This is a genomic window from Aeromicrobium sp. UC242_57 (genome assembly GCF_044452305.1).
Classification (GTDB): domain Bacteria; phylum Actinomycetota; class Actinomycetes; order Propionibacteriales; family Nocardioidaceae; genus Aeromicrobium.
In genome coordinates this window covers 155781-177194 of sequence record NZ_JBIOAM010000001.1, presented here as the reverse complement: position 1 = coordinate 177194, position 21414 = coordinate 155781, and the positions used below count along the sequence as shown (strand labels likewise).

Genomic DNA, 21414 nt, shown 5'->3' with positions numbered 1-21414 from the left:
CATCGCGCGCAAGCCGTCTGGCTCGCGGTTCCACCGGCGCGTTCACGCATGGCCACCGGCACCTGGGCGACCCTGCAGCCGCTTCGCAACGCGATGACCAGTGACTCGACCGTGTCCCCCAGGTACTCAGCTGGATAGTGAGCCGCGAAGACCCCCAGAGCTCGCCGGTTGACAGCGCGGAACCCGCTCGTGACGTCCGTCAGACGTGTGCCCGCCAGCCGGCTCAGGGTCGTGGCCAGTAGACGCATCGCAAGTCCCGGAACAGACCAACCTGGTAGTCGCCGACGCCCGCGAAACGGGCGCCGACCACGACGTCGGCGTGCTCGAGTCCTGCCACCAGCTCGGGAAGGTAGCTCGGATCGTGCTGACCATCGGCATTCAGCTGCACGACGATGTGTATCCACCGCGCAGGCCGTAGCGGTATCCAGCTCGCATGGCCCCGCCCACACCGAGGTTGTACGGCAAGCTGGCACACCAGGGCGCCGGCGCCACGCGCCACCTCGGCCGTGCGATCACCAGAGCCGTCGTCGACGACCAGGACATCGACGTCCGGCTGCGTCTTGATCAGCCAGAGATCGTCGCTGCGACGGTCTCCTGCTCGTTCCAGGCTGGCACGACCACGAGGACCCGAATCGGCTGATCTGGTGTGGGCATGCGCGGCAGTCTACGGGAGACCCGAGAGGCGTGAGGCTCCTTCACCGCACGCTGCAGTTCAGGTGAGCCACTGGCCGCAGCTCTGCCCGTGGCTCGCCGCAGGACGCGAGGTCCCACCTCGGCAGCGTCGGAGACGCACGCCAACGACACGTCGCAGTCGGTCGAGCGCATCTGCGACCTCCCGCACCTCCACCGGCTCCAGGCCCGACACCAGGTTGAACAGCACCGTGCGGTCTGCGCGCTCCTGATCGGACGCCACCAGCCCGGGCAGGTAGTAGTGCCGTGGGACGACCGCGAAGGGTCCCACGGTCGAGATCGCGAGAACTTCCATGTGCGGGGGCGGCAGCAACCAGAGCCCCGGAGGCACGTCGACATCCTGCGCAGCCCGGACGTCTGCCAATGCCTCTTGGTTGACCTTCCAGGTGGGACGCGACGTCAGCGAGGCTCCCGTGGCGTTCCACAGCAGAGTTCCGAAGACCAAGGGAACGATGATCACAGCCGCCGTCACGGCGCCGGCAGCTGCTCCCGGCAGGGCTGATCTGTGGCGCTGACTCGCCGCGTCTGCCGCCGCGGGTGGTGGCAAGGTCACGACGAGCCCGACCAGAACCCACAGCGGCATGGAAATCACGAGACGCCACGCCACCGCCCCAGCACCCGTGACGGCATCTGCCAGCGAAGACTCCGGGCAGGAGCGCCACCATCGTGGCTACCGCGCCGCAGGCGAGCAGCACTCCTGACGGCCCGGGTACCGACCTCGGCACGACGACCATGGACACGACTGCGAACAGGATCATCACGGCACTGACGCCGAACGCGATGGCGAAGGCGCCCTGCGGATCGCTGATCGTGTTGTCGCCTCCTCCGCCGATGGCGGCCGGACCGAAGGCCTGGGCCAGGCCGTTGGCCAGCGGGCCGGCCAGGAAGACCAGCGCGCGCGAGCGCCAAGGACCGCGAGCGCAGGATGGCCGCTGCGACCAGTGCAGCTCCGGTGATGACGGGAGCCAGCAGCGCCGACGTGGTCGTGAGACCGACGAAGGCTACCCCCGCCGCGGCGAGCATGACGGAGCTCTGTCCGTCGCGCGCGATCGACGGTTCGGCTGAGCAGCAGCCAGACCAGCGGTATCAGGATCACGTAGGCCGTCGCCTTGCCCTGCCAGATCCGGCCGAGCGAGTACCCACCGACGACGCTGTCTCCACTCGCGACGAGGAAGGCCATGGCGGCCACCATGACCCACACGTGGCGTCGGGTGGCCCAGGCACGGACCAGTCGCCAGGTGGTCCACCCAGCCATCGTGCCGAGCACTGGGACCGCAAGCAGGTAGCAGAGGCTCGCGGCCTGGATGTGAAGCGCATGCGCTACAACACCCTGCAGCGACTCGATCGACGGGGTCAGCAGCCCGCCGCTGTACGAGGGGGGCAGGTTGTTGGGCCCGAACATGGTGTCGTTCGTCGCAGCCGTTCCGTGCTCGGCCACCCAGGTGGCCCGGTTGACGTAGAAGGTGTCATCAGCATCAGGTCGCAGCAGGAACATCCCCAGCACGCCGAAGCCGAGGCTCGCACCCAGAGCTATGACGTGGGCACCCTGGCCTACGGCGTCCGGCCGACTCGTCGACCCGGCAGACGGAGCCGTTCTGTCCGCACGATCGGTCAACCGCTCCTTGATCCACGGCACCAGCTGTAGCACCAGCAGCCCGATCGCCGTGATGGCGACCGGCCACACTCCCCACCGCTCCCGCCCGGCCACCAGGAGGACCAGTAAAGCGAGAGCACCGATCGCAAGGGACCCAATGAAGCTCTCTGCCCGGTGGAGGCTGCCGACGGTCGACCTCCCGGCCTCGACGTCGGGCTGGGCTCTGCGAAGCGCATGCGCCCCACCGGCGACGACTGAGCAGGCGGCCAGGATCATCCACGGCCACGCAGCCCAGAGCATCGAGAACTGATACGCCAAGGCGAACTGGTAGAACACCGTCCAGGCAGCGAAGGCCAGCACGGCACCGTCGAATGCACCGTCCAGGAAGGTCGGCCAACCTGGCCTGGCGGAGGACTTCATATCGCCATCACCCTAGCGCGAGAGAGGTCCCGCCACCGCCGTTCGGCCGACGATCGCACTGTGACCCCCAGCGCTAGGCTCGTGCTGTGAGACGACGCCAACGCAAGAGTCAGCCGTTCACCGTGAAGTACGTACCGGTGGCGCCTGACGGCAGCCTGGACCAGACCTTGACGATCACCAACAACACCGAGGTCTCGGTGCAGCCGACCCTTCGGTTCACGACCTACAACGCCTACGGCAGCGTGCTGCCGCACGTCACGACTCGAGGAGTCTGCGGTTCGCACGTGGGTTCGGCACTTCTACCCGCTGGCGGCACGTTGCGTGACGTCTTGAGGTTCGACGGCCAAGGGGCCGATCAGGTGCAGGGCGTCGCCGTCGAGCTCTCCGCCGTCGAGGAGGTCGACCATCCCGCGCTCGAGCAGGACGTCAAGTCGGTCATGATCGACATGGACCAGAAGGCGACTGCTGAACCGGCCGACTTCTGGGGAATCGGGCTGGTCAATCCCAATCCCTTCGGCGTCACGATGCGCATCTCGCTGGTCGAGCTGGAGGACGCCCGTCCGGGCCGCCCCCGCCAGGTGCTCGACGCGGTGACGATGCAGGAGGACGTCGACATGGCCTCGATGTCCAATCAGGTGATCTGGCTTCCAGAGGACGTACGCGGCTCTTCCACGATGTCGTCCATCACCTGCGCATGCCGACCTACGCCTGAGAACTCAGAGGTTCGGGAACCACAGGGCCATCTCGCGGGCGGCGGACTTCTTCAGAATCGGACGCGTGGACGAGGTTCTCGCGGTTGGACAACGACAGGTCTCCGCGGATCGTGCCGGGCGCGGCCTGCCGTCCATCGGTCGAACCGATCAGCAGGCGGACGACCGAGATCGCTTCGTCACCTTCGAGCACCAGGGCCACCAACGGCCCGGAGATCGCGAACTCGCGCAACGGCGGGTACCACGGCTGCTCGACGTGCTCGGCGTAGTGGGCATCAGCCTGACCCGCGTCGATCGTCCGCTGCTCCAGCGCGACGAGCGTCAGTCCCTTCGACTCGAACCGGGACAGCACCTGCCCCACGAGTCCACGTCGTACTGCATCGGGCTTGATCAGGACCAAAGAGCGTTGTGCCATGGTGCGACCCTATCTGGGCAGGCTGCGCGCCGGACAGTAGCCTTCTGGCGTGCTGTCACGCCCGGTTCTCCCACAGCCAGCGTCATCGTGACGAGCCGTGACGCCGGTCCATGGATCCGCGAGACCTTGGAGTCGGTCTTGGCGCAGAGCCACACCGACTTCGAGCTGGTCGTCGTCGACGCGGACTCGCAGGACGAGACCCCCGAGATCGTGGCCGAGCTCGCCGACGCAGATCTGCGTGTTCGAGTCGTCCTCGCGAAGCGCATGAGCGGCTCACGCGCCCGCGACGTCGGGGTGTCCGTCGCACGCGGCCGCTACCTCGTGTTCTGCGACGGCTCCGACCTCGTCGCCGAACATCGGGTTCGACGCCCTGATGGCTGCCACAACAGACTCCCCGACATCGTCGTGGGCGACTTCCTGACGTTCAGCCGGGAGGTACGCGCCACCCGCATGCCGGATCGCCGCTGTTCAGCACGACCAGCGGTGCGACCACGCTGTCAGGCACCGTGGCGCTCCTGCAGCTGCGAACGACCTGGGGCAAGGCCTTCCGGACCGCCTTCTGGCACCAGCATCGCTTGGTCTTCCCGGAGGCGTCCGTCGCCAGCGACCTGGTGCCGATGACACGGGCGTTCGGACTTGCCCACGACATACGTCTCGTGCCGGACATCGTCCACCTGCACAGGGAGCTTCCGCAGGCCTCCACGACAGCCCGACTTCTACATCATCTCGGGCAAGAGATCGTGAGCGCTGAGGCGCTCGAGCGCTTCAGCACCCAGGCGGTTCGGCGTCGCCATGCCCTGATGATCACGGACGCTCCTGCCTGGGAGCAGGTTGAGGAGCATCTCGAGCACGGACCCGACGATCCCGAGGTCGCCGATCGGCTGCGCACCCTGGTCACGCTGATCGACTCGTCCGACATACCCGCGATCAACAGTCGCCGACGCCGCCTCATCCTTGCGCTGTGCGAGCTGGGCGAGGTGCCCTTGGCAGCACGAGCACTGCAGCTGACAGCCCCGACCCCACCCAGGCCGGACCGCAGCTGGCTCGCGTCATGGAGCGACGTGCTGCGGCCGTCCCGACGAGGGCCACCGCCTGATCTCTCATCAGGAGATCGCCGACATCTGGATACGACGCGGGCTGCGCAAGTCCCTCCTGGCGCGTAGCCCGCGCGCCTGGCTGCCGACCGACGACCTGGCTCGCCTGCTGGACGAGCTCCCCCGCAGCACCCTCACGACGTCCGGGCCCATGGCATCACTGAACCTGAGGCTCGGACTCGCCCTCACCTCCCTGCACGATGGAGACAGGGCCGCAGCGGACCGTCTCCAACGCCATCGTCACACCAGGGCAACCCTCGACGACCAGAAGGCCTCCAGGTTCTACGAGCACCTGTCGGGCACTGTCGATTCCCCCGAGCCGGTCACGATCGACTCCATCGCGACCGTGACCGATCACCTCGGTCTGCGCAAGGTCGGCCGGGCCCGGCTCACCAGCGGACGAGCCGCCGCTGGTGGCACCACACGACCGTGGAAGGCGCGTGTCCCATCACGTGCGTTGACAGGCGGACGTGCCGCTCTCGTGCTGATCGGACGTGACCAGTCCGGGGGCGAGATGATCATCGCCCTGAAGACCGGCGTGGAAGCAGAAAAGAGTGACAGGGAGTCGATGAGATCGGCCATCTGGCGCGACACCCGCCACGGAGCGAGCCGGTCGGAGAACCTTCGCATCTGGACCTTCGGCGCGTCATACGATGCCGGGTCCCGCAAGATCGCCGCGATCCCCTCTGCTGGCCTGGTCGGCTCGTAGAACCGGATCCACTCCTCGCCCACGAACTGTTCCCGCAGGTGGTCTCTCCTGGCGCCACCACCGGCACGCCCATCGTCGCCGCGAGGTGGATGCTGCCGGAGTTGAGGATCGCCGTGTAGGGGAACACGGCGAGATCGGCTGCGGAGAACCAGCTGGCCACCTCGGAGTCGGGGATGTGCCGGTGATCGCGCACGACCTCGATCCCTGTCGGGAGCGCCGCTGTGATCTCGTCGAGGCTCATCCCGACTGGCCGGCCAGCCAGCAGCAGCACGGGAACCTCCTGATCGTCCTCGACCATGGAGGCCAGCGCGTCGAACAGGTGCTGCAGCCCCTTGTAAGGCGCAGCTGGCCGAAGAACAGCACGGCCCGGCGATCGGGAGGGACGCCAAGTGCCTCCCTGGCGCGCTCGCGATCGCCCAGCCGGTCGGCGTACAGACCCTGATAGCTCGGGTGCGGCACCATGACGACCTGGTCAGGGTCCACGGTGCGAGCATCGCTCACGGCCGACGGTGCTCGGAGACATCACGTGGACCCGGTCGGCTGCTCGGGCGAGGAAACCCTGCAGCTCGACCTCCAGCTCGGGGTGGTGCACATCGTGCGGCAGGCGGTTGTGGATCGTCCACAGCAGGCGACCGCCCGCGGCACGGAACTCCTCGACGGCCGCCACGAACCGATCCAGACGTCGCCGCGCCTCTGCCGCGTCGGCCACGGCCTGGCAGACCGGCGCAGTCCAGTGCAGGTGCAGCACGTCGTCCGGGCCGCAGGTGCCCAGGTGATCGATCAGCTTGTCGAGACCCACGGTTCCGCGGAAGGGATGTCCTCGCGCGATAGTGGCCAGGTAGATGAGCGTGAGGTACGGATTCTCCGACCACGCGGGATAGACCACGACCTGCCGCTTGCGACGATCGACGGCCCCCGGCCCGGCCGTCACTGACCCTCGGCTGCTTCGCGCGCCCAACGGGCCTTGTCGTCCTCGATCTTGCGACCCAGGTAGAACGCCCCGAACCACAGGGCCGCGAACATCGCGCCCACGAAGAACATGATCGGCACCAAGAATCCCATCGCGATCGCCGCGACCTGGATCGCATGGCCCACGAGATAGGCCTGCGGACGACGCAACGACCCGGCGACCAGGATGCACAGCACCGCGAGGCCCAGCCCGATCGTCAACGCGGCGACCTTGTCGACGTCTTCGACCGAGATCATGACCGGAGCAGACAACCCGAGCACGATGGCCTCGAGCGTCAGCATGGCCGCGCACATTCCTCTCACAGGACGAGTCCTCTCATGTGACGGCACCACCGAGCAGGGTGCGAGCCTCACCGACCGTGACGACCGATCCGGTCACGAGCACGCCGCCGCTGCCGATCGAGTCGTCGCCGCCCTCGCCGCCGTCGGCCATCGCGACAGCGCGTTCGAGCGCATCGTCAAGACGGTCGGCCACGCTGACCCGTTCGTCGCCGAAGATGTCTCGCGCCAGCTCTGCCAGCTCGGCGGCGGGCATCGAGCGAGGCGTGCTGTTCTGGGTGCAGACGATCTCGGCCATGACGGGCTCGAAGACGCGCAACATCTCCTCGACGTCCTTGTCGGCCATCGCGCCGACGACACCGATCAGTGGGCTGAAGGAGAACGCGTCCTGCACAGCCTGGATCGTGGCTTCAGCCCCGTGCGGGTTGTGCGCCGCGTCGAGCAGGACCGTCGGGCTGCGGCGGACGACTTCGAGCCGTCCGGGCGACGTGACCTGCGAGAACGCGCTCCTGACCAGGTCGGGGGTCGGCTTGCTGCCACCTGTGAAGGCCTCGACCGCAGCCAGCGCGTAGGCGGCGTTGTGGGCCTGGTGTGCCCCGTGCAGCGGCAGGAATATCTCGTCGTAGGCGCCGGCCAGGCCCTGCAGGCTGACCTGCTGGCCGCCGAGCGCAGTGACCCGGTCGTTGACGCCGAAGTCGACGCCCTCGCGCAGCGCGATCGACCCCACCTCGAGCGCCCGCTGGATCAGCACGTCCATGACCTCGGGCGACTGGTCGGCGATGATCACGTGCGAGCCGGGCTTGATGATGCCGGCCTTCTCGACCGCGATGATCTCGGGGCGGTCGCCGAGATAGGCCGCGTGGTCGACGCCGATCGGGGTGATCACGGCGACCTGGCCGTCGGCGACGTTCGTCGCGTCCCAGGAGCCGCCCATGCCGACCTCGACGACGGCGACGTCGATCGGGGCGTCGGCGAAGGCCGCGAAAGCCATCGCGACGATCATCTCGAAGTACGACAGTGGATGCTCGGACGAGTCGTCGACGATCTGCGCGTAGGCCGCGACGTCGGCGAACGCCTCGACGAACAGCGGTTCGCTGAGCGGCGCGCCATCGATACAGATGCGCTCGGTCATCGACTGCAGGTGCGGGCTCGTGAACCGCCCGGTCCGCAGGTCGAGCGCCCGCAGCAAGGTGTCGATCATCCTGCTCGTCGAGGTCTTGCCGTTCGTGCCGGTCAGGTGCACGACCGGGTAGGCCTTCTGGGGATCGCCCAGCAGACGGCAGATCGCGGCGATCCGGTCGAGCGACGGGTCGAGGCGGGTTTCAGGCCACCGGCCGAGCAGCAGCTGCTCGACCTCGGCGTAGCTGGGGTTCATTGCGTCAAGTATCGCAGCACGTCCACACGGCGGGCACGTGTGCCTGCGCCCCCGTACGAGAGGGTCGTCCATGCTTGAGTCAGCCGCGTGTCGAGACGCAGTCATCATTCGATTGCTCACGGCGTTCGTGGCTGCACCGCTGATGCGGCACGTCCTGCCAGTTCATCGGCTCGACGTGAGCGACCTCGTGCTGCACGCCAGCCGGGACCCGAGTCGGGTACAGATCCAGACCACGAAGGAGACAGCAGCGAGACGGTGCCGGCAAGAACGACCCCGGCACCGCGGAGTCGGAGCTGCGACGATGGCGTACTGCCCGATACCGGCGGCCTGTCCTGATGCCCTGCCCACGATCAGGCTGCAATGACCGTTCAAATTGTCGGGATCTTCCGCCATGATGGGACGGCTGGCACCTTTTGCCACGGGCGCGTCACGAGGAGGCCCCCATGAACCGCAGCATCGCTGGTTGGATCACCCATCACTGGGGTCAAGTGGGTCGTGCTCGCGGTCTCGCTGCTCGCCATCATGATCATGGGCTCGTTCGGCTCCAAGCTCACGAGCGTGCAGGACAACGACATCGCCTCGTGGCTGCCCAGCGACGCCGAGTCGACCAAGGTCATCAACCTGGCTGAGCAGTTCACCAATCCCGACGACATCGCCGCCGTCGTGCTCTACACCCGCGAGAGCGGCATCACGCCAGCCGACCTCGCCAAGGCCAAGGCCGACACCGCCGCGATCGGCCAGGTCGAGACCGTCAACGGCAATGTCGCAGGCCCCATCCCGTCCGAGGACGGCAAGGCTCTGCAGACCATCGCGACGATCCGGATGAGCGACGACGGCTGGGAAGCCCTTCCCGACCGGGTCGACGACATCCGGGCCATCGCCGACAAGGACGCCAACGGTCTGACCGTGAGCCTGGCGGGTCCGGCGGCGCTCGGAGCCGACCAGGCCGAGGCCTTCGCCGGTATCGACGGCATCCTGCTGCTCGCCGCCGTGGCGATCGTGTTCGTCATCCTGCTGATCACGTATCGCAGCCTGCAGCTCGCCCTGCTGTTCCTGTTCTGCGGGGTCGGGGCGGTCGGCATCGCCCAGGGCGTCGTCTACCTGCTCGCCAAGCACGCCGACCTGACCGTCAACGGTCAGAGCGCAGGCATCCTGAGCGTCCTGGTGCTGGGGGCAGGCGTCGACTACGCCCTGCTGATCGTGGCCCGCTACCGCGAAGGCTGCACAACTACGAAGACCGGCACGAGGCCATGGCGCACGCTCTGCACCGTGCGGCACCAGCCGTCCTCGCCAGCGGTGCCACGGTCATCATCGGCCTGCTGTGCCTGCTGTTCGCGCAGATGAACTCCACCAGCAGCCTCGGTCCGGTCGGTGCCGCCGGCATCGCCTGCGCCTTACTGGTCATGCTCGTGATGCTGCCGGCCCTGCTGGTCATCGTCGGCCGGTGGATCTTCTGGCCCTTCATCCCCCGGTTCGGCGACCCCTTGCGCACCGAGACCGGATTCTGGGCCAAGGTCGGCCGACGCATCAAGAAGGCACCGAGGGCCGTCTGGATCGTCACGACCCTGGTGCTGATCGCGTTCTCGTTCGGCATCGTCCAGCTCGACGCCGACGGGCTCACCAACGAGCAGAGCTTCACCAAGGAGCAGCCGTCCGTCCTGGCCGAGCAAAAGCTCGCCGAGCACTTCCCCGGCGGTGCCGGCTCCCCCGTCATCGTCGTCGCCAACGGCCCCTCGGCCGAGGCGGTCAAGACCGCCTTCGCCGGCACCGACGGCATCGACGCCGACACCGTCGAGGTCAAGAGCCCGGCCGCCAGTCCTGTCGCCTATCTCGAAGGCACATTGACGTCGGCCCCTGACTCCAAGGACGCCTTCGCCACGATCGACCGCGTCCGCGACGCGGTCCACGCGGTCGATGGTGCCGATGCGCTTGTCGGCGGCAACACTGCGGTCAACAAAGACGTCCAAGCCGCTTCCAGCGCCGACAACCAGCTGATCATCCCGATCATCCTGGTCGTGGTCCTGCTCGTCCTGGCCCTGCTGCTGCGGTCGATCGCGGCGCCCGTGATCCTCCTGATCACCGTGGTGGTCTCGTTCGCAGCGGCGATCGGCATCAGCGCCCTGGTGTTCCGCCACGTGTTCGGCTTCGAGGGCGCCGACTCGTCGTTCCCGTTGTTCGCCTTCGTGTTCCTCGTCGCGCTCGGCATCGACTACAACATCTTCTTGATGACCCGGGTCCGCGAAGAGTCCATCCGGTTCGGCACCCGCCGTGGTGCCCTGATCGGCCTGGCCGCGACCGGTGGCGTCATCACGTCCGCCGGCTTCGTCCTGGCCGGCACGTTCACGGCCCTCGCGACCCTGCCGATCGTGTTCCTGGCCGAGCTCGGCTTCGCCGTGGCTCTGGGGGTGCTGCTCGACACGATCATCGTGCGATCGGTCCTCGTGACGGCGCTCAACCTCGACATCGGCCGCCACATCTGGTGGCCCAGCCAGCTGGCTCAGAAGCACGACGTGCCCGATGACGAGACGCCAGCGCGGGCCAAGAGCCTGACGTACTCCAGCGACACCTAGACTTGCCTGTCGTGACTAGCGAACTCGACAAGACCAGCGGTACGGCCGGCGTTCCCGAGAAGCCCGTTCTCGAAGGACTCGAGGCCACCTGGTCGAAGGAGTGGGCCCAGCAGGGCACCTACAGCTTCGACCGCAGCAAGACCCGCGACCAGGTGTTCTCGATCGACACCCCGCCGCCGACCGTCTCGGGCTCGCTGCACGTGGGCCACGTGTTCTCCTACACCCACACCGACCTGATCGCGCGCTACCAGCGCATGCAGGGCAAAGAAGTCTTCTACCCCATGGGGTGGGACGACAACGGCCTGCCGACCGAGCGCCGGGTGCAGAACTACTTCGGCGTCCGGTGCGATCCCTCGCTTCCGTACGACGCCGACTTCACGCCGCCCGAGAAGCCCGACCCCAAGCGGCAGATCCCGATCAGCCGCCAGAACTTCATCGAGCTGTGCAACGCCTCGTCCAGGAGGACGAGAAGGTCTTCGAACAGCTGTGGCGCACGCTGGGCCTCAGCGTGGACTGGAGCCAGACCTACACCACGATCGGCGACAGCTCGCGTGCTGTCTCGCAGCGCGCCTTCCTGCGCAACCTCGCTCGTGGTGAGGCGTACCAGCAAGATGCTCCGACCCTGTGGGACGTCACCTTCCAGACAGCAGTCGCCCAGGCCGAGCTCGAGGCGCGCGAGTACCCCGGCGCCTACCACCGGGTGGCCTTCACCCCAACCCTTGAAACCCCCGGAGCCGAAGGCTCCCCCGTCTATATCGAGACGACCCGCCCCGCTGATCGGCGCCTGTGTCGCGCTGATCGCGCATCCCGACGACGAGCGGTACCAGCCGCTGTTCGGCACGACCGTGACCTCACCGCTGTTCGGCGTCGAGGTGCCGGTCGTCGCGCACACCGCTGCCGAGCCCGACAAGGGATCAGGCATCGTGATGTGCTGCACGTTCGGCGACCTGACCGACGTCATCTGGTGGCGTGAGCTGCAGCTGCCCAACCGCACCATCATCGGCCGCGACGGACGTATCCTGCCCGACGTCCCCGAGTGGATCACGAGCGACGAGGGCCGCGAGCTCTACACCTCGTTGGCCGGCAAGACCACGTTCTCGGCCCGCGAGCTGGTCGTCGAGGGCCTCAAGGCCTCCGGCGATCTCGACGGCGACCCCAAGTCGACCCAGCGCATGGCCAACTTCTACGAGAAGGGCGACAAGCCGCTCGAGATCGTCTCGACCCGCCAGTGGTACATCACCAACGGCGGCCGGTCAGCCGATCTGCGTACGGCTCTGGTGGCTCGCGGCGACGAGATCAACTGGGTCCCCGAGTACATGCAGTCACGTCTGACCAACTGGATCGATGGGCTCAACGGCGACTGGCTGGTCTCACGCCAGCGCTTCTTCGGCATCCCCTTCCCCGTCTGGTACCGCCTCGACGAGGCTGGCGAGCCCGACTACGACAACCCGATCCTGGCCGACGAGGCCAGCCTTCCGGTCGATCCCGCCGCCCAGGCACCCGATGGCTTCGACGAGTCGCAGCGCGGCCAGGCCGGCGGCTTCATGGCCGATCCCGATGTCCTCGACACGTGGGCCACGTCGTCCCTGACACCGCAGATCGTCTGCGGCTGGGAGTCCGACAACGACCTGTTCGAGCGCACCTTCCCGATGGACGTCCGTCCGCAGGCACACGACATCATTCGCACCTGGCTGTTCTCCAGCGTCGTGCGTGCTCACCTCGAGCACGGTGTCGCGCCGTGGCGCAATGCCACGATCTCCGGCTTCGTGGTCGATCCCGACCGCAAGAAGATGAGCAAGTCCAAGGGCAATGTGGTCGTGCCTGATCAGATCTTGACCAAGTACGGAGCCGACGCGGTGCGGTGGCGCGCCGCCGGCGCTCGACCGGGCACCGACTCGCCCTTCGACGAGGCCCAGATGAAAGTCGGTCGACGTCTCGCCATGAAGGTGCTCAACGCCAGCAAGTTCGTGCTGGCCTCAGAAGAGCAGTACGGTCTCGGCGCCGATGCGTCCTTCCTCGACCCGGCGCAGGTCACCGAGCCGATCGACCTGGCGATGCTGACCAAGCTGCGCCTGGTCGTCGACGAGGCGACCGCGGCCTTCGACGAGTTCGACTACGCCACGGCACTCGAGGTCACCGAGAAGTTCTTCTGGGACTTCTGCGATGACTACCTCGAGCTGGTCAAGGAACGTTCACGCCGTGACGATGCCGCAGGTACCTCGGCCAAGAGCGCGTTCGTCCTGGCCCTGTCGGTCCAGCTGCGGTTGCTCGCGCCGTTCCTGCCCTACGTGACCGAAGAGGTCTGGTCGTGGTGGCAAAAGGGCTCGATCCACCGCGCCGCGTGGCCGGTCAGCTCGACCGACCTGACCACACCTGCTCAGGACCCGGCCGTCCTGAGTGCTGCCGCCGCGGTGCTCGCCGACATCCGCGGTGCCAAGTCGACCGCCAAGGTCAGCCAGAAGACCGAGATCGTCAATCTCACCGTCACCGGCACCGCCACTGCGCTCGAACAGCTGTCCTCGGCTCTGCCCGACGTCCTGGCTGCCGGGCGCGTCACCGCCGAGCCCACGCTGACCGCAGACGAGACCGCAGAGGGGTTCACCGTGCAGGCCACCCCTGCCCAGCCCGAGTAGACGACAGAAGAGGTGCTAGAGGGTCTCGAACGTGATGCCTGCGGCCTGCAGGCGGTCGATCAGCTTGTCGCCCATGGCCACGGCCGTCGTGGTCTGCCCTGACACCTGCGGCAGCTCGTCGAAAGCCAGGCACAGCGCCGACTCGCTCAGCATCTTGGCGGTCTCGGTGTAGCCGGGATCGCCGCCACTGACCTGCGTCGTGACAGTCTTGCCACCGCCCGAACCGATCAGCCGCAGCTTGAACCACGAGGACGCCCGCTTGTCCTCCGACGGACCGTCACCCGGAGACCTGAGCTTGAGCAGCAGCGAGCGGGTGGGCTTGAGCTGCGCACCAGCCAGCAGGAACGCTCCCCCGGCCACGGTCCCGATCATCATGGGCAGTCGCTTGAACTGGGCGAAGTGGGAGTAGCTGAACTCTGGGCCGTACCGCTCCAACGACCTGGCCGACCGGAGCACGATCTGCGGATCGATCGTCGGCAACGGCAGCGCCCACCCCGTACCACCTGCACCGCGACCGATCTTGCCGCCACCACGCACCCTGCGCCCTTCAGGACGTTCTTCGTGCTTCTTGCGCTCGGCCGCTGTCTGGCCGGCCTGACGGACTCGCGCGAATGCTCCGATCGCCGAATGGTACGTCCCGCCGGAGGCCACCCCACCGGCGCGGATGTAGCCCTCGACCGTGATCGGGACGCCCTCGGGCAGCTGCTCGACCGTGAACAGCACACCGAGGTCGTACGGGATGGAGTCGAACCCGCACGCATGCACGAGGCGTGCGCCGCTCTGCCGGGCGATGCTGTCGTACTTCAGCCACATGCGGTCGACGAACTCCGGCTCGCCCGTCAGATCGACGTAGGCGATGCCGGCCTCGGCAGCAGCCTTGACCGCAGGCTCACCGTGCTGGATGTACGGACCCACTGTCGTGATGAGCACCCGGGTGCTCTGCGCCAGGGCCGCCATCGACGCCGCGTCCTGCGTGTCGGCCATGATGATCTCTGGGCGCACCCCGCCCAGGGTCTCGACTCGATCAGCGATCGCAGCGAGCTTGGACGCAGCTGCGACCCGCGATCGCCCAGGTGGCGCCGGGCGGAAGGTGCGTGCTCAGGTAGTCGGCCGTCAGCGCGCCGGTGAACCCCGTGGCGCCGAGCAGGGCGATGTCGACAGAAGTCATGCCGTCAACCTACCCACCTCGGCAACCGCTAAGAAGCCTTCTTGGCCACTTCGTCGTGAGTCAGGACCTCGGGGTTCGCCGTGCCAGCGACCGTTGCCGCCGTGACGATGACCTTGGCGACGTCGTCGCGACCGGGAATCTCGTACATGACCGGCTCGAGCACTGCTTCGATGATCGAGCGCAGACCACGAGCACCCGTGCCGCGCTCGAGCGCCAGCTCGGCCATCGCCTCATTGGCCTCCTGGCTGAACTCCAGCTCGACACCGTCGATCTCGAACAGTCGCACATACTGCTTGGTCAGCGCATTGCGCGGCTGGGTCAAGATCGCGACGAGCGCATCCTTGTCGAGGTTGTCGACCGCGGCTATGACCGGAAGACGACCGATGAACTGGGGATCAGACCGAACTTCAGCAGGTCTTCGGGCAGCACCTTCGAGTACAGCTTGTGCGGCTCGGCCGTGGCGCCGATGTCCTGCTTGGCCGTGTTGAAGCCCAGGCTCATCTTGCCGCTGCGACCCTCGATGATCTGGTCGAGGCCGGCGAATGCGCCGCCGACGATGAACAACACGTTGGTCGTGTCGATCTGGATGAACTCCTGGTGCGGGTGCTTGCGTCCGCCCTGCGGCGGAACCGATGCCGTCGTGCCCTCGAGGATCTTCAGCAGCGCCTGCTGCACGCCCTCGCCCGAGACGTCACGCGTGATCGACGGGTTCTCGGACTTGCGCGAGATCTTGTCGACCTCGTCGATGTAGATGATGCCCGTCTCGGCCTTCTTGACGTCGTAGTCTGCGGCCTGGATCAGCTTGAGCAGGATGTTCTCGACGTCTTCGCCGACATAGCCGGCCTCGGTCAACGCCGTCGCATCAGCGATCGCGAACGGCACGTTGAGCATGCGGGCAAGCGTCTGCGCCAGGTAGGTCTTTCCACATCCGGTCGGTCCGACCAGCAGGATGTTGGACTTGGCCAGCTCGACCTGGTCTTCCTTGCCACGGCCGCCAGCGGCCTGCGCCTGGACCCGCTTGTAGTGGTTGTAGACCGCGACGGCCAACGACTTCTTGGCGCCGTCCTGACCGATGACGTACCCGTTGAGGAAGTCGAAGATCTCTTGCGGCTTGGGCAGCTCGCCCAGGCTCAGCTCAGCACCTTCGGCGAGCTCTTCCTCGATGATCTCGTTGCACAGGTCGATGCACTCGTCGCAGATGTAGACGCCGGGACCGGCAATCAGCTTCTTGACCTGCTTCTGGCTCTTTCCGCAGAAAGAACATTTGAGCAGATCGGCTGTTTCACCAATGCGTGCCATGGGGAGAGACCCTTCCTACCAAGACGTGTCCACGCCTGCGATGGAGACTTCGCTGTACCTGAGGGTTGATCCCCCGGAAAGCGTGTGACCGAGACGACGTGCCATCCACCGTAGCGGCGAAAGGGCACCTCGGCTCGGTCACCACACCGAAGCCCGTGATGAGAGTGGCTAGTTGGCCGGGACCTTGAGCGTGTCGAGGACTTCGTCGACCAGGCCGTACTCGACAGCCTGCTGCGCCGTGAGGATCTTGTCGCGGTCGACGTCCTTGCTGACCTCTTCGATCGACTTGCCGGTCGCGTCGGACAGCATCTTCTCCATCAGCTACGCATCCGGAAGATCTCGTTGGCCTGGATCTCGAGGTCGGAGATCTGTCCGCCCGTGCCCTCGGTGTAGGGCTGGTGGATCAGGATGCGGCTGTTGGGCAGTGCCAGGCGCTTGCCCGGCGTTCCGGCGGCCAGCAGGATCGCTGCTGCCGAGGCGGCCTGACCCAGGCACAGCGTCTGCACGTCGGGCTTGATGTAGCGGATCGTGTCGTAGATCGCCGTCAACGCGGTGAACGATCCACCGGGGCTGTTGATGTAGATGCTGATGTCACGATCGGGGTCCATGGCCTGCAGGCTCATGAGCTGCGCCATGACCGCATTGGCCACGTCGTCGCTGATCGGGGTGCCCAGCATGATGATGCGGTCTTCGAAGAGCTTGGTGTAGGGGTCGATGCGCCGGAAGCCGTAGGACGTGCGCTCTTCCCACTGCGGGATGTAGTAGCTCATGAGGTGAGGTCTCCTGCGGTCTTGACGACGTGATCGATGAGGCCGTACTCCTTGGCCTGCGACGGCGTGAACCACCGGTCGCGGTCGGAGTCGAGCTCGATCTGCTCGACGGTCTGGCCGCTGTGCAGCGACTGCAGCTCGTTGAGCTGCTTCTTGAGCAGCACGCTCTGCTGAGCCTGGATCTTGATGTCCGATGCCGAGCCGCCGATGCCGCCGGAGGGCTGGTGCATCATGATGCGGGCGTGCGGCAGGGCGTAGCGCTTGCCGGCAGTGCCCGCAGCCAGCAGGAACTGACCCATCGAGGCCGCCAGGCCCATGCCGAACGTCGCGACGTCGTTCGAGATGAACTGCATCGTGTCGTAGATCGCCATGCCGGAGTCGACCGAGCCGCCGGGCGAGTTGATGTACAAGAAGATGTCGGCCTGCGGATCTTCGGCGTTCAGCAGGAGCATCTGGGCGCAGATCGCGTTCGAGTTGGAATCGCGCACCTCCGAGCCGAGAAACACGATGCGTTCCTTGAGGAGGCGCTGGTAGATGTGGCCGTCAAGATCGGAGGGGCCGGCCTCGCCGGCCATCCTGGGGAGGAGTGGGCTGGAGCTGTCCGATGTGTTCACGTCCCCAAACCTAGACGGCCGGTGCGACGAACACACGCGAAAACACGGCTGTTCGCTGATGGCATACGCGCACCGCCGTCCGTCCCCTCAATCCAGGCCGCCCAGGACCTGCTGATCCCAGTCGATGACCGAGCCCGTGACGACTCCGCTGCGCTCCGACAGGAGCAGGACGACGAGTGCCGCGATGTCGTCGACCTGCCGAGCTGGCCCATCGGCTGGGATGCGTTCGCCTGCTCCAACCAGGTGTCGTCGGCGCCGTGGAACTCGCGCTGCACGGCGTCCTCGCCCTCGGTCTCGGTCCAGCCGATGTTGATGCCGTTGACCCTGATGCGGTCCCAGCGGTGGGCGTGGGCGACGTTGCGGGTCAGGCCCGCGAGGCCGGCCTTCGTCGAGGAGTAGGCCGCCAGGAAGGGCTGCCCACCGTGCGAGGACATCGTGAGGATGTTGACGACAGTTCCCGGGGCGCCGCGTCCGACCATGTCGGCGACCGCCGCCTGCATCAGGAAGAACGGTGCGCGCAGGTTGACCGCGACGTGCTGGTCGAACAGCCGGGCGTGGTGTCGAGCAGCGCGCCCCTGCTGGTCAGGCCTGCCGCGTTGACCAGCGAGTCGATCTGTCCGTGCCGCTCGATCGTCGCTGCGACGGCCGCCTGCGCCTGGGCGACGTCGGCGACGTCGCACTGCACGAAGCTCGCGGCGTCACCGAGGTCCCGCACGAATGCCTCACCGACGTCGCGGCGACGTCCGGTGACGACGACCGAGGCTCCTGCGGCGACGGCTGCACGGGCTGCTGCCCCGCCGACCCCTTGGGTCCCGCCGCTGACCAGGACGATCTTGCCGTCCAGGAGGCGCTCAGCCATCGGTCCGGCGGCGGTCGGTGTAGGCGTCGATCGCGTCATCGACCTGCGCCGACGACCAACCCTCGGTGAGCGCCTGCTGCAGCAAGCTCGCTCTGGGCCAACGGGGTCAGCCCGCCGATCGGTTGGTCGCGGTCGAGGTTGGTCGGGAACGGGTAGCCTTCCGCCGTCGCCGCGATCGCGTTGGCGAGCTGGGTCGGATCCGTGCCAGCTCCCCGCCGTGCGGCGAGGACCGGGGTAGACCGCCTTCGACATGCGGGCCCGGTCGACCGACTCCATGGCGCGGCCGAAGCCTGACGACACCTGCAGCAGGTTGGCCATGCGCTGGACGTCGGCCGAGACGTTGGTGCCGGCCCCGTGGAACAGCGCGGGGTTGAAGAAGGCCGCGTCTCCCGTGGCCAGTGGCAGCTGCACGTGGTGCTCGGCGAAGTACTCACGGAACTCCGGCAGCCGCCAGGCGAGGTAGCCGGGGACGTATTTGTGCGAGTGCGGCAGGTACATCGTGGGGCCGCTCTCCACGGGCATGTCGGAGTGCGCGACAGCCCCTTGCAAGGTCAGGGTCGGCGACAGGACGTGGACGTGCGCCGGGTAGCGCTCGACGGCCTCGTTGGACAAGAAGCCCAGGTGGTAGTCGCGGTGCGGGTCTTGCGCGGCGCCGCCGGGGCGGACGACGTTGACCTGCGAGGTCACCTGGTAGCCGGGCCCGAGCCAGGCCCGGGAGATCAGGGCGAGGATGTCGTTGGCGTAGTAGTCGACGAACGCCCCGGGATCGCGCAGCGCGAGCTTCTCCAACGCGTTCCAGACCCGGCTGTTGGCTCCGGGCTTGGCGAAGTGGTCGCCCGGCGCAGTGCCGGCGTGCCGCTCGTCGGCGATGATCTCGTCGAAGACTGCCGTGACCCGGTCGACGACGGAGTGATCCGGGTAGGCGCCTTTCAGCACGACGATGCCGGGGCCGTCGCTGAGCGCTCGGGCGAGCTCGCCTTCTGCCTCGACGGGATCTGCGTGTCTCAGGACCTCGGAGTCGTAGATCAGGACGCCGTGGTCGACGTCGTCGGCGAGCCGGTAGTCGGTCGGGTCCGTCGTGGACCGGACGACGTCGTCGAAGTCGTCGATGTCGCAGTCGGACTCCCGCAGGCGGACAGCTCTGATGGTGCTGGTCATGTGTGCTCCTCGATTCGGGTACCCCTCGACGGTAGTTCTCGCGCTAGGCTTCCGGAGAGGTCAAACACCTCAAAAACACCTCATACACGATCGGGTCACGGACAGGTACTGCTCATGGGACACCCCTACCGGCTGCGCGAGATCGCCCAGCAGTCCGGCCTCAGCCTGGCCACGGTCGACCGGGTCCTCCACGGGCGTCCCGGGGTGCGCGCCAGCACGGTCGCCGAGGTCGAGCAGGCCATCGCCGACCTCGACCGGCAGGCCTCGCAGCTGCGGATCGGCGCACGGACGTACCTCGTCGACCTCGTGATGCAGACACCAGCGCGGTTCTCGTCTGCCGTCCGGTCGGCCCTGGAGGCCGAGCCGCCGCAGCTACGGCCAGCTGCGATGCGGTCGCGGTTCCACCTGCAGGAGACGAGCTCCCCGGCCGAGGTCGTGCGGGTGCTCGACCGGATCGGCCGCCGCGGCTCCCACGGGGTGATCCTCAAGGCGCCGGACGCCCCCGAGGTCGCCGCTGCCATCGCCGACCTGGCCGACCGCGGCATCCCCGTCGTGACCCTCGTGACCGACGTGCCGGACAGCCGCCGGATCGCGTACATCGGGATCGACAACCGCGCGGCAGGCGCCACGGCCGCCTACCTGGTGGCGCAGTGGACGTCGGGCTCGGCCGGGTCGGTGCTGATGACGCTCAGCAGCTCGACGTTCCGCGGCGAGGACGACCGTGCTCTGGGGTTCCGAGACACGTGGGCCGAGCTCGCGCCGGGACGACCCGTGCACGAGATCGGCGGCACCGACGGTCTTGATGCCTCGATGCTCGACACCGTCCGTGCAGCGCTGGCGACGCACCCTGACGTCGACGCGGTCTACTCGATCGGCGGAGGCAACCTGGCGACACTCGAGGCGTTCCGTCTGACCGGCCGGCCGTGTCGGGCCTTCGTCGCGCACGACCTCGACCAGGACAACTCGGCCCTGCTGCGTCAACGACGGCTGTCAGCGGTGCTGCACCACGACCTGCGTGCCGACATGCGCCGGGCCTGCCGGGTCATCCTGCAGGCCAACAGCGCCCTCCCAGGCCCCGTCCACTCCCTGCCGTCCCATATCCAGGTCGTCACGCCCTACAACGAACCAAGCGCCTTCCTCCCCACTAACCCAACCTTCCCTGACGAGGTGGTTACCGCCCTCCGACGAGGTGGTTACGGCCCTAGGCGTAGGGCGACAACCACCTCGCCAAGGGGCAACAACCACCTCGTCAGGGGGAAGGGGGTCAGAGGGTGAAGGCCTCGCGGAAGGCTGCGAGTGCAAGATCGCTGCCCGCCGTCCCCGGGATCGACGCGAAAGCCTCCATCGCGACGACGCCGTCGTAGCCGGCATCGGCCAGCGCCTGCGCGACGAACGACCAGCGCACCTCACCCGTGCCGGGCTCGCAGCGTCCCGGGACGTCGGCGACCTGCACCTCTCCGACATGCGGGACGGCCCGCCGGACGAGCTCGACGAGATTCCCCTCGCCGATCTGCGCGTGGTACAGGTCGAGGTTCATCTTCAGGTGCGGGCTGTCGACCGCTGCGACGAGCGCCAGCGTGTCGGCAGCCTTCGCGAACGGGGTCCCGGGGTGATCGACCTCGGTGTTGAGGTTCTCCAGCACGAACGTCACGCCGTGGGTCTCGCCGAGCTCCGCGACACGAGTCAGCGTGCGGACTGCGGCAAGCCACATGTCTCCGGTGACGACCTCGACCGGACGCACCGGGATGCCACCCTCCCCCAGGCCCGTGCCATGCAGGTTGAGCGACGGCGAACCGATCGCCTGGGCGAACGGGATCGACAAGCTCCGCCGTGCGCAGCAGCCGTCGGTCCCGTCGGGAGTGATGAGGTCGCCCGCGACGTAGCCGGTCATCGACGTGAACGTCGCCCCGGTCGCGGCCAGCGCGCCAGCGTCCTTCTGGGTCCAGTCCCAGATCTCGGCGGCGAATCCCGCAGCGTGGATCCGTTCGACACGTTCGAGGTGCGGCAGGTCCGTGTAGACCATCTCGGAGCAGATCGCGAGGGTGAGCTCATCGGGCCACCTCCGCCCGGGCTCCGGTCGTCATCGAG

17 protein-coding genes and 8 pseudogenes are annotated in these 21414 nt (G+C 67.5%); 8 read left to right on the top strand and 17 right to left on the bottom strand.

Annotation, left to right across the window (positions count from 1 at the left end):
• Positions 1-223: 223 nt before the first annotated feature.
• Positions 224-499 (bottom strand): hypothetical protein, encoded by a 276-nt coding sequence (locus tag ACHMWU_RS01195; RefSeq protein ID WP_396041303.1) that lies wholly within the window; start codon positions 497-499, stop codon positions 224-226.
• Here ACHMWU_RS01195 and ACHMWU_RS01190 point away from each other — a divergent pair.
• Positions 434-640: a hypothetical protein gene (locus ACHMWU_RS01190; RefSeq protein ID WP_396041862.1), complete on the top strand. Its 207-nt coding sequence runs from the start codon at positions 434-436 to the stop codon at positions 638-640. The two genes, ACHMWU_RS01195 and ACHMWU_RS01190, sit on opposite strands and share 66 nt — an antisense overlap.
• A 72-nt stretch (positions 641-712) precedes the next feature.
• Here the strand turns inward: ACHMWU_RS01190 and ACHMWU_RS01185 are convergent, their stop codons facing one another.
• The 3 genes and pseudogenes from ACHMWU_RS01185 to ndk all read right to left on the bottom strand — a co-directional run bounded on the left by ACHMWU_RS01185 (position 713) and on the right by ndk (position 3829).
• Positions 713-1273 (bottom strand): hypothetical protein, encoded by a 561-nt coding sequence (locus tag ACHMWU_RS01185; RefSeq protein WP_396041301.1) that lies wholly within the window; start codon positions 1271-1273, stop codon positions 713-715.
• A gap of 174 nt (positions 1274-1447) precedes the next feature.
• A complete protein-coding gene (locus ACHMWU_RS01180; protein ID WP_396041299.1) occupies positions 1448-2704 on the bottom strand; it encodes a DUF6077 domain-containing protein in 1257 nt (418 codons plus the stop codon).
• Between the two features lie 716 nt (positions 2705-3420).
• A pseudogene (gene ndk / locus ACHMWU_RS01175) lies at positions 3421-3829 on the bottom strand (nucleoside-diphosphate kinase).
• Here ndk and ACHMWU_RS01170 point away from each other — a divergent pair.
• From ACHMWU_RS01170 to ACHMWU_RS01160, 3 genes are all read left to right on the top strand, one after another.
• Positions 3821-4450 carry a glycosyltransferase family 2 protein gene (locus ACHMWU_RS01170; RefSeq protein ID WP_396041297.1) on the top strand — a complete coding sequence of 210 codons (630 nt, stop codon included), beginning with the start codon at positions 3821-3823 and terminating at the stop codon, positions 4448-4450. The pseudogene ndk and the gene ACHMWU_RS01170 overlap by 9 nt on opposite strands.
• A gap of 35 nt (positions 4451-4485) precedes the next feature.
• The gene (locus ACHMWU_RS01165) at positions 4486-4992 is read left to right on the top strand and encodes a hypothetical protein (protein WP_396041295.1); all 507 of its coding nucleotides are present in this window, start codon (positions 4486-4488) and stop codon (positions 4990-4992) included.
• Positions 4993-5074: 82 nt separating this feature from the next.
• Complete coding sequence (locus ACHMWU_RS01160) at positions 5075-5632, top strand: hypothetical protein (RefSeq protein ID WP_396041861.1); 558 nt, start codon at positions 5075-5077, stop codon at positions 5630-5632.
• A gap of 112 nt (positions 5633-5744) precedes the next feature.
• Here the strand turns inward: ACHMWU_RS01160 and ACHMWU_RS01155 are convergent.
• The 5 genes and pseudogenes from ACHMWU_RS01155 to ACHMWU_RS01135 form a co-directional block, all read right to left on the bottom strand.
• Positions 5745-5930 (bottom strand): annotated as a pseudogene (locus ACHMWU_RS01155) (hypothetical protein); the annotation flags it as partial.
• Positions 5870-6115: a hypothetical protein gene (locus tag ACHMWU_RS01150; RefSeq protein WP_396041294.1), complete on the bottom strand. Its 246-nt coding sequence runs from the start codon at positions 6113-6115 to the stop codon at positions 5870-5872. The gene ACHMWU_RS01150 and the pseudogene ACHMWU_RS01155, both read right to left, overlap by 61 nt.
• Positions 6105-6518, bottom strand: coding sequence for a hypothetical protein (locus ACHMWU_RS01145; protein WP_396041292.1), 414 nt, complete (start codon positions 6516-6518; stop codon positions 6105-6107). The genes ACHMWU_RS01150 and ACHMWU_RS01145 overlap by 11 nt, the downstream gene beginning before the upstream one ends.
• 41 nt (positions 6519-6559) lie before the next feature.
• Positions 6560-6895 (bottom strand): DUF4233 domain-containing protein, encoded by a 336-nt coding sequence (locus ACHMWU_RS01140; protein WP_396041816.1) that lies wholly within the window; start codon positions 6893-6895, stop codon positions 6560-6562.
• A gap of 22 nt (positions 6896-6917) precedes the next feature.
• Positions 6918-8255: a bifunctional folylpolyglutamate synthase/dihydrofolate synthase gene (locus ACHMWU_RS01135; RefSeq protein WP_396041291.1), complete on the bottom strand. Its 1338-nt coding sequence runs from the start codon at positions 8253-8255 to the stop codon at positions 6918-6920.
• Positions 8256-8777: 522 nt separating this feature from the next.
• Between ACHMWU_RS01135 and ACHMWU_RS01130 the strand changes: the two are divergent.
• From ACHMWU_RS01130 to valS, 3 genes and pseudogenes are all read left to right on the top strand, one after another.
• Positions 8778-9742, top strand: a pseudogene (locus ACHMWU_RS01130) (MMPL family transporter); the annotation flags it as partial.
• Between the two features lie 81 nt (positions 9743-9823).
• Positions 9824-10825, top strand: a complete 1002-nt coding sequence (locus ACHMWU_RS01125) for an MMPL family transporter (protein ID WP_396041815.1) — start codon at positions 9824-9826, stop codon at positions 10823-10825.
• An 11-nt stretch (positions 10826-10836) separates the two neighbouring features.
• Positions 10837-13458, top strand: a pseudogene (gene valS / locus ACHMWU_RS01120) (valine--tRNA ligase).
• A gap of 15 nt (positions 13459-13473) precedes the next feature.
• Here the strand turns inward: valS and ACHMWU_RS01115 are convergent.
• From ACHMWU_RS01115 to ACHMWU_RS01085, 7 genes and pseudogenes are all read right to left on the bottom strand, one after another.
• Positions 13474-14460 (bottom strand): saccharopine dehydrogenase family protein, encoded by a 987-nt coding sequence (locus ACHMWU_RS01115; RefSeq protein ID WP_396041289.1) that lies wholly within the window; start codon positions 14458-14460, stop codon positions 13474-13476.
• A gap of 22 nt (positions 14461-14482) precedes the next feature.
• Complete coding sequence (locus tag ACHMWU_RS01110; RefSeq protein ID WP_396041287.1) at positions 14483-14626, bottom strand: hypothetical protein; 144 nt, start codon at positions 14624-14626, stop codon at positions 14483-14485.
• A 28-nt stretch (positions 14627-14654) separates the two neighbouring features.
• Positions 14655-15925 (bottom strand): annotated as a pseudogene (gene clpX, locus ACHMWU_RS01105) (ATP-dependent Clp protease ATP-binding subunit ClpX).
• Positions 15926-16093: 168 nt separating this feature from the next.
• Positions 16094-16695, bottom strand: a pseudogene (locus ACHMWU_RS01100) (ATP-dependent Clp protease proteolytic subunit).
• Positions 16692-17270 (bottom strand): ATP-dependent Clp protease proteolytic subunit, encoded by a 579-nt coding sequence (locus ACHMWU_RS01095; protein ID WP_396041814.1) that lies wholly within the window; start codon positions 17268-17270, stop codon positions 16692-16694. The pseudogene ACHMWU_RS01100 and the gene ACHMWU_RS01095 overlap by 4 nt, the downstream one beginning before the upstream one ends.
• A gap of 35 nt (positions 17271-17305) precedes the next feature.
• Positions 17306-18168: pseudogene (locus ACHMWU_RS01090) on the bottom strand (oxidoreductase).
• Positions 18169-18546: 378 nt separating this feature from the next.
• A pseudogene (locus ACHMWU_RS01085) lies at positions 18547-19326 on the bottom strand (phytanoyl-CoA dioxygenase family protein); the annotation flags it as partial.
• Positions 19327-19440: 114 nt separating this feature from the next.
• On the opposite strand from ACHMWU_RS01085, the gene ACHMWU_RS01080 reads away from it, so the two are divergent.
• On the top strand, positions 19441-20601 hold the full coding sequence (locus ACHMWU_RS01080; RefSeq protein WP_396041285.1) for a LacI family DNA-binding transcriptional regulator: 1161 nt from the start codon (positions 19441-19443) through the stop codon (positions 20599-20601).
• On the opposite strand, the gene ACHMWU_RS01075 is transcribed toward ACHMWU_RS01080, so the two are convergent.
• Positions 20591-21349 (bottom strand): TIM barrel protein, encoded by a 759-nt coding sequence (locus ACHMWU_RS01075; protein ID WP_396041284.1) that lies wholly within the window; start codon positions 21347-21349, stop codon positions 20591-20593. The genes ACHMWU_RS01080 and ACHMWU_RS01075 overlap by 11 nt on opposite strands.
• Positions 21350-21414 lie beyond the last annotated feature (65 nt).

What these genes read in the sequence shown, in the direction of transcription:
- ACHMWU_RS01135 (WP_396041291.1), bottom strand. Translation starts at nt 8,255, where the DNA reads ATGAACCCCAGCTACGCCGAGGTCGAGCAGCTGCTGCTCGGCCGGTGG.
- ACHMWU_RS01160 (WP_396041861.1), top strand. Translation starts at nt 5,075, where the DNA reads ATGGCATCACTGAACCTGAGGCTCGGACTCGCCCTCACCTCCCTGCAC.
- ACHMWU_RS01110 (WP_396041287.1), bottom strand. Translation starts at nt 14,626, where the DNA reads ATGACTTCTGTCGACATCGCCCTGCTCGGCGCCACGGGGTTCACCGGC.
- ACHMWU_RS01185 (WP_396041301.1), bottom strand. Translation starts at nt 1,273, where the DNA reads ATGCCGCTGTGGGTTCTGGTCGGGCTCGTCGTGACCTTGCCACCACCC.
- ACHMWU_RS01075 (WP_396041284.1), bottom strand. Translation starts at nt 21,349, where the DNA reads ATGGTCTACACGGACCTGCCGCACCTCGAACGTGTCGAACGGATCCAC.
- ACHMWU_RS01095 (WP_396041814.1), bottom strand. Translation starts at nt 17,270, where the DNA reads ATGGCCGGCGAGGCCGGCCCCTCCGATCTTGACGGCCACATCTACCAG.
- ACHMWU_RS01080 (WP_396041285.1), top strand. Translation starts at nt 19,441, where the DNA reads ATGGGACACCCCTACCGGCTGCGCGAGATCGCCCAGCAGTCCGGCCTC.
- ACHMWU_RS01180 (WP_396041299.1), bottom strand. Translation starts at nt 2,704, where the DNA reads ATGAAGTCCTCCGCCAGGCCAGGTTGGCCGACCTTCCTGGACGGTGCA.
- ACHMWU_RS01140 (WP_396041816.1), bottom strand. Translation starts at nt 6,895, where the DNA reads ATGTGCGCGGCCATGCTGACGCTCGAGGCCATCGTGCTCGGGTTGTCT.
- ACHMWU_RS01190 (WP_396041862.1), top strand. Translation starts at nt 434, where the DNA reads ATGGCCCCGCCCACACCGAGGTTGTACGGCAAGCTGGCACACCAGGGC.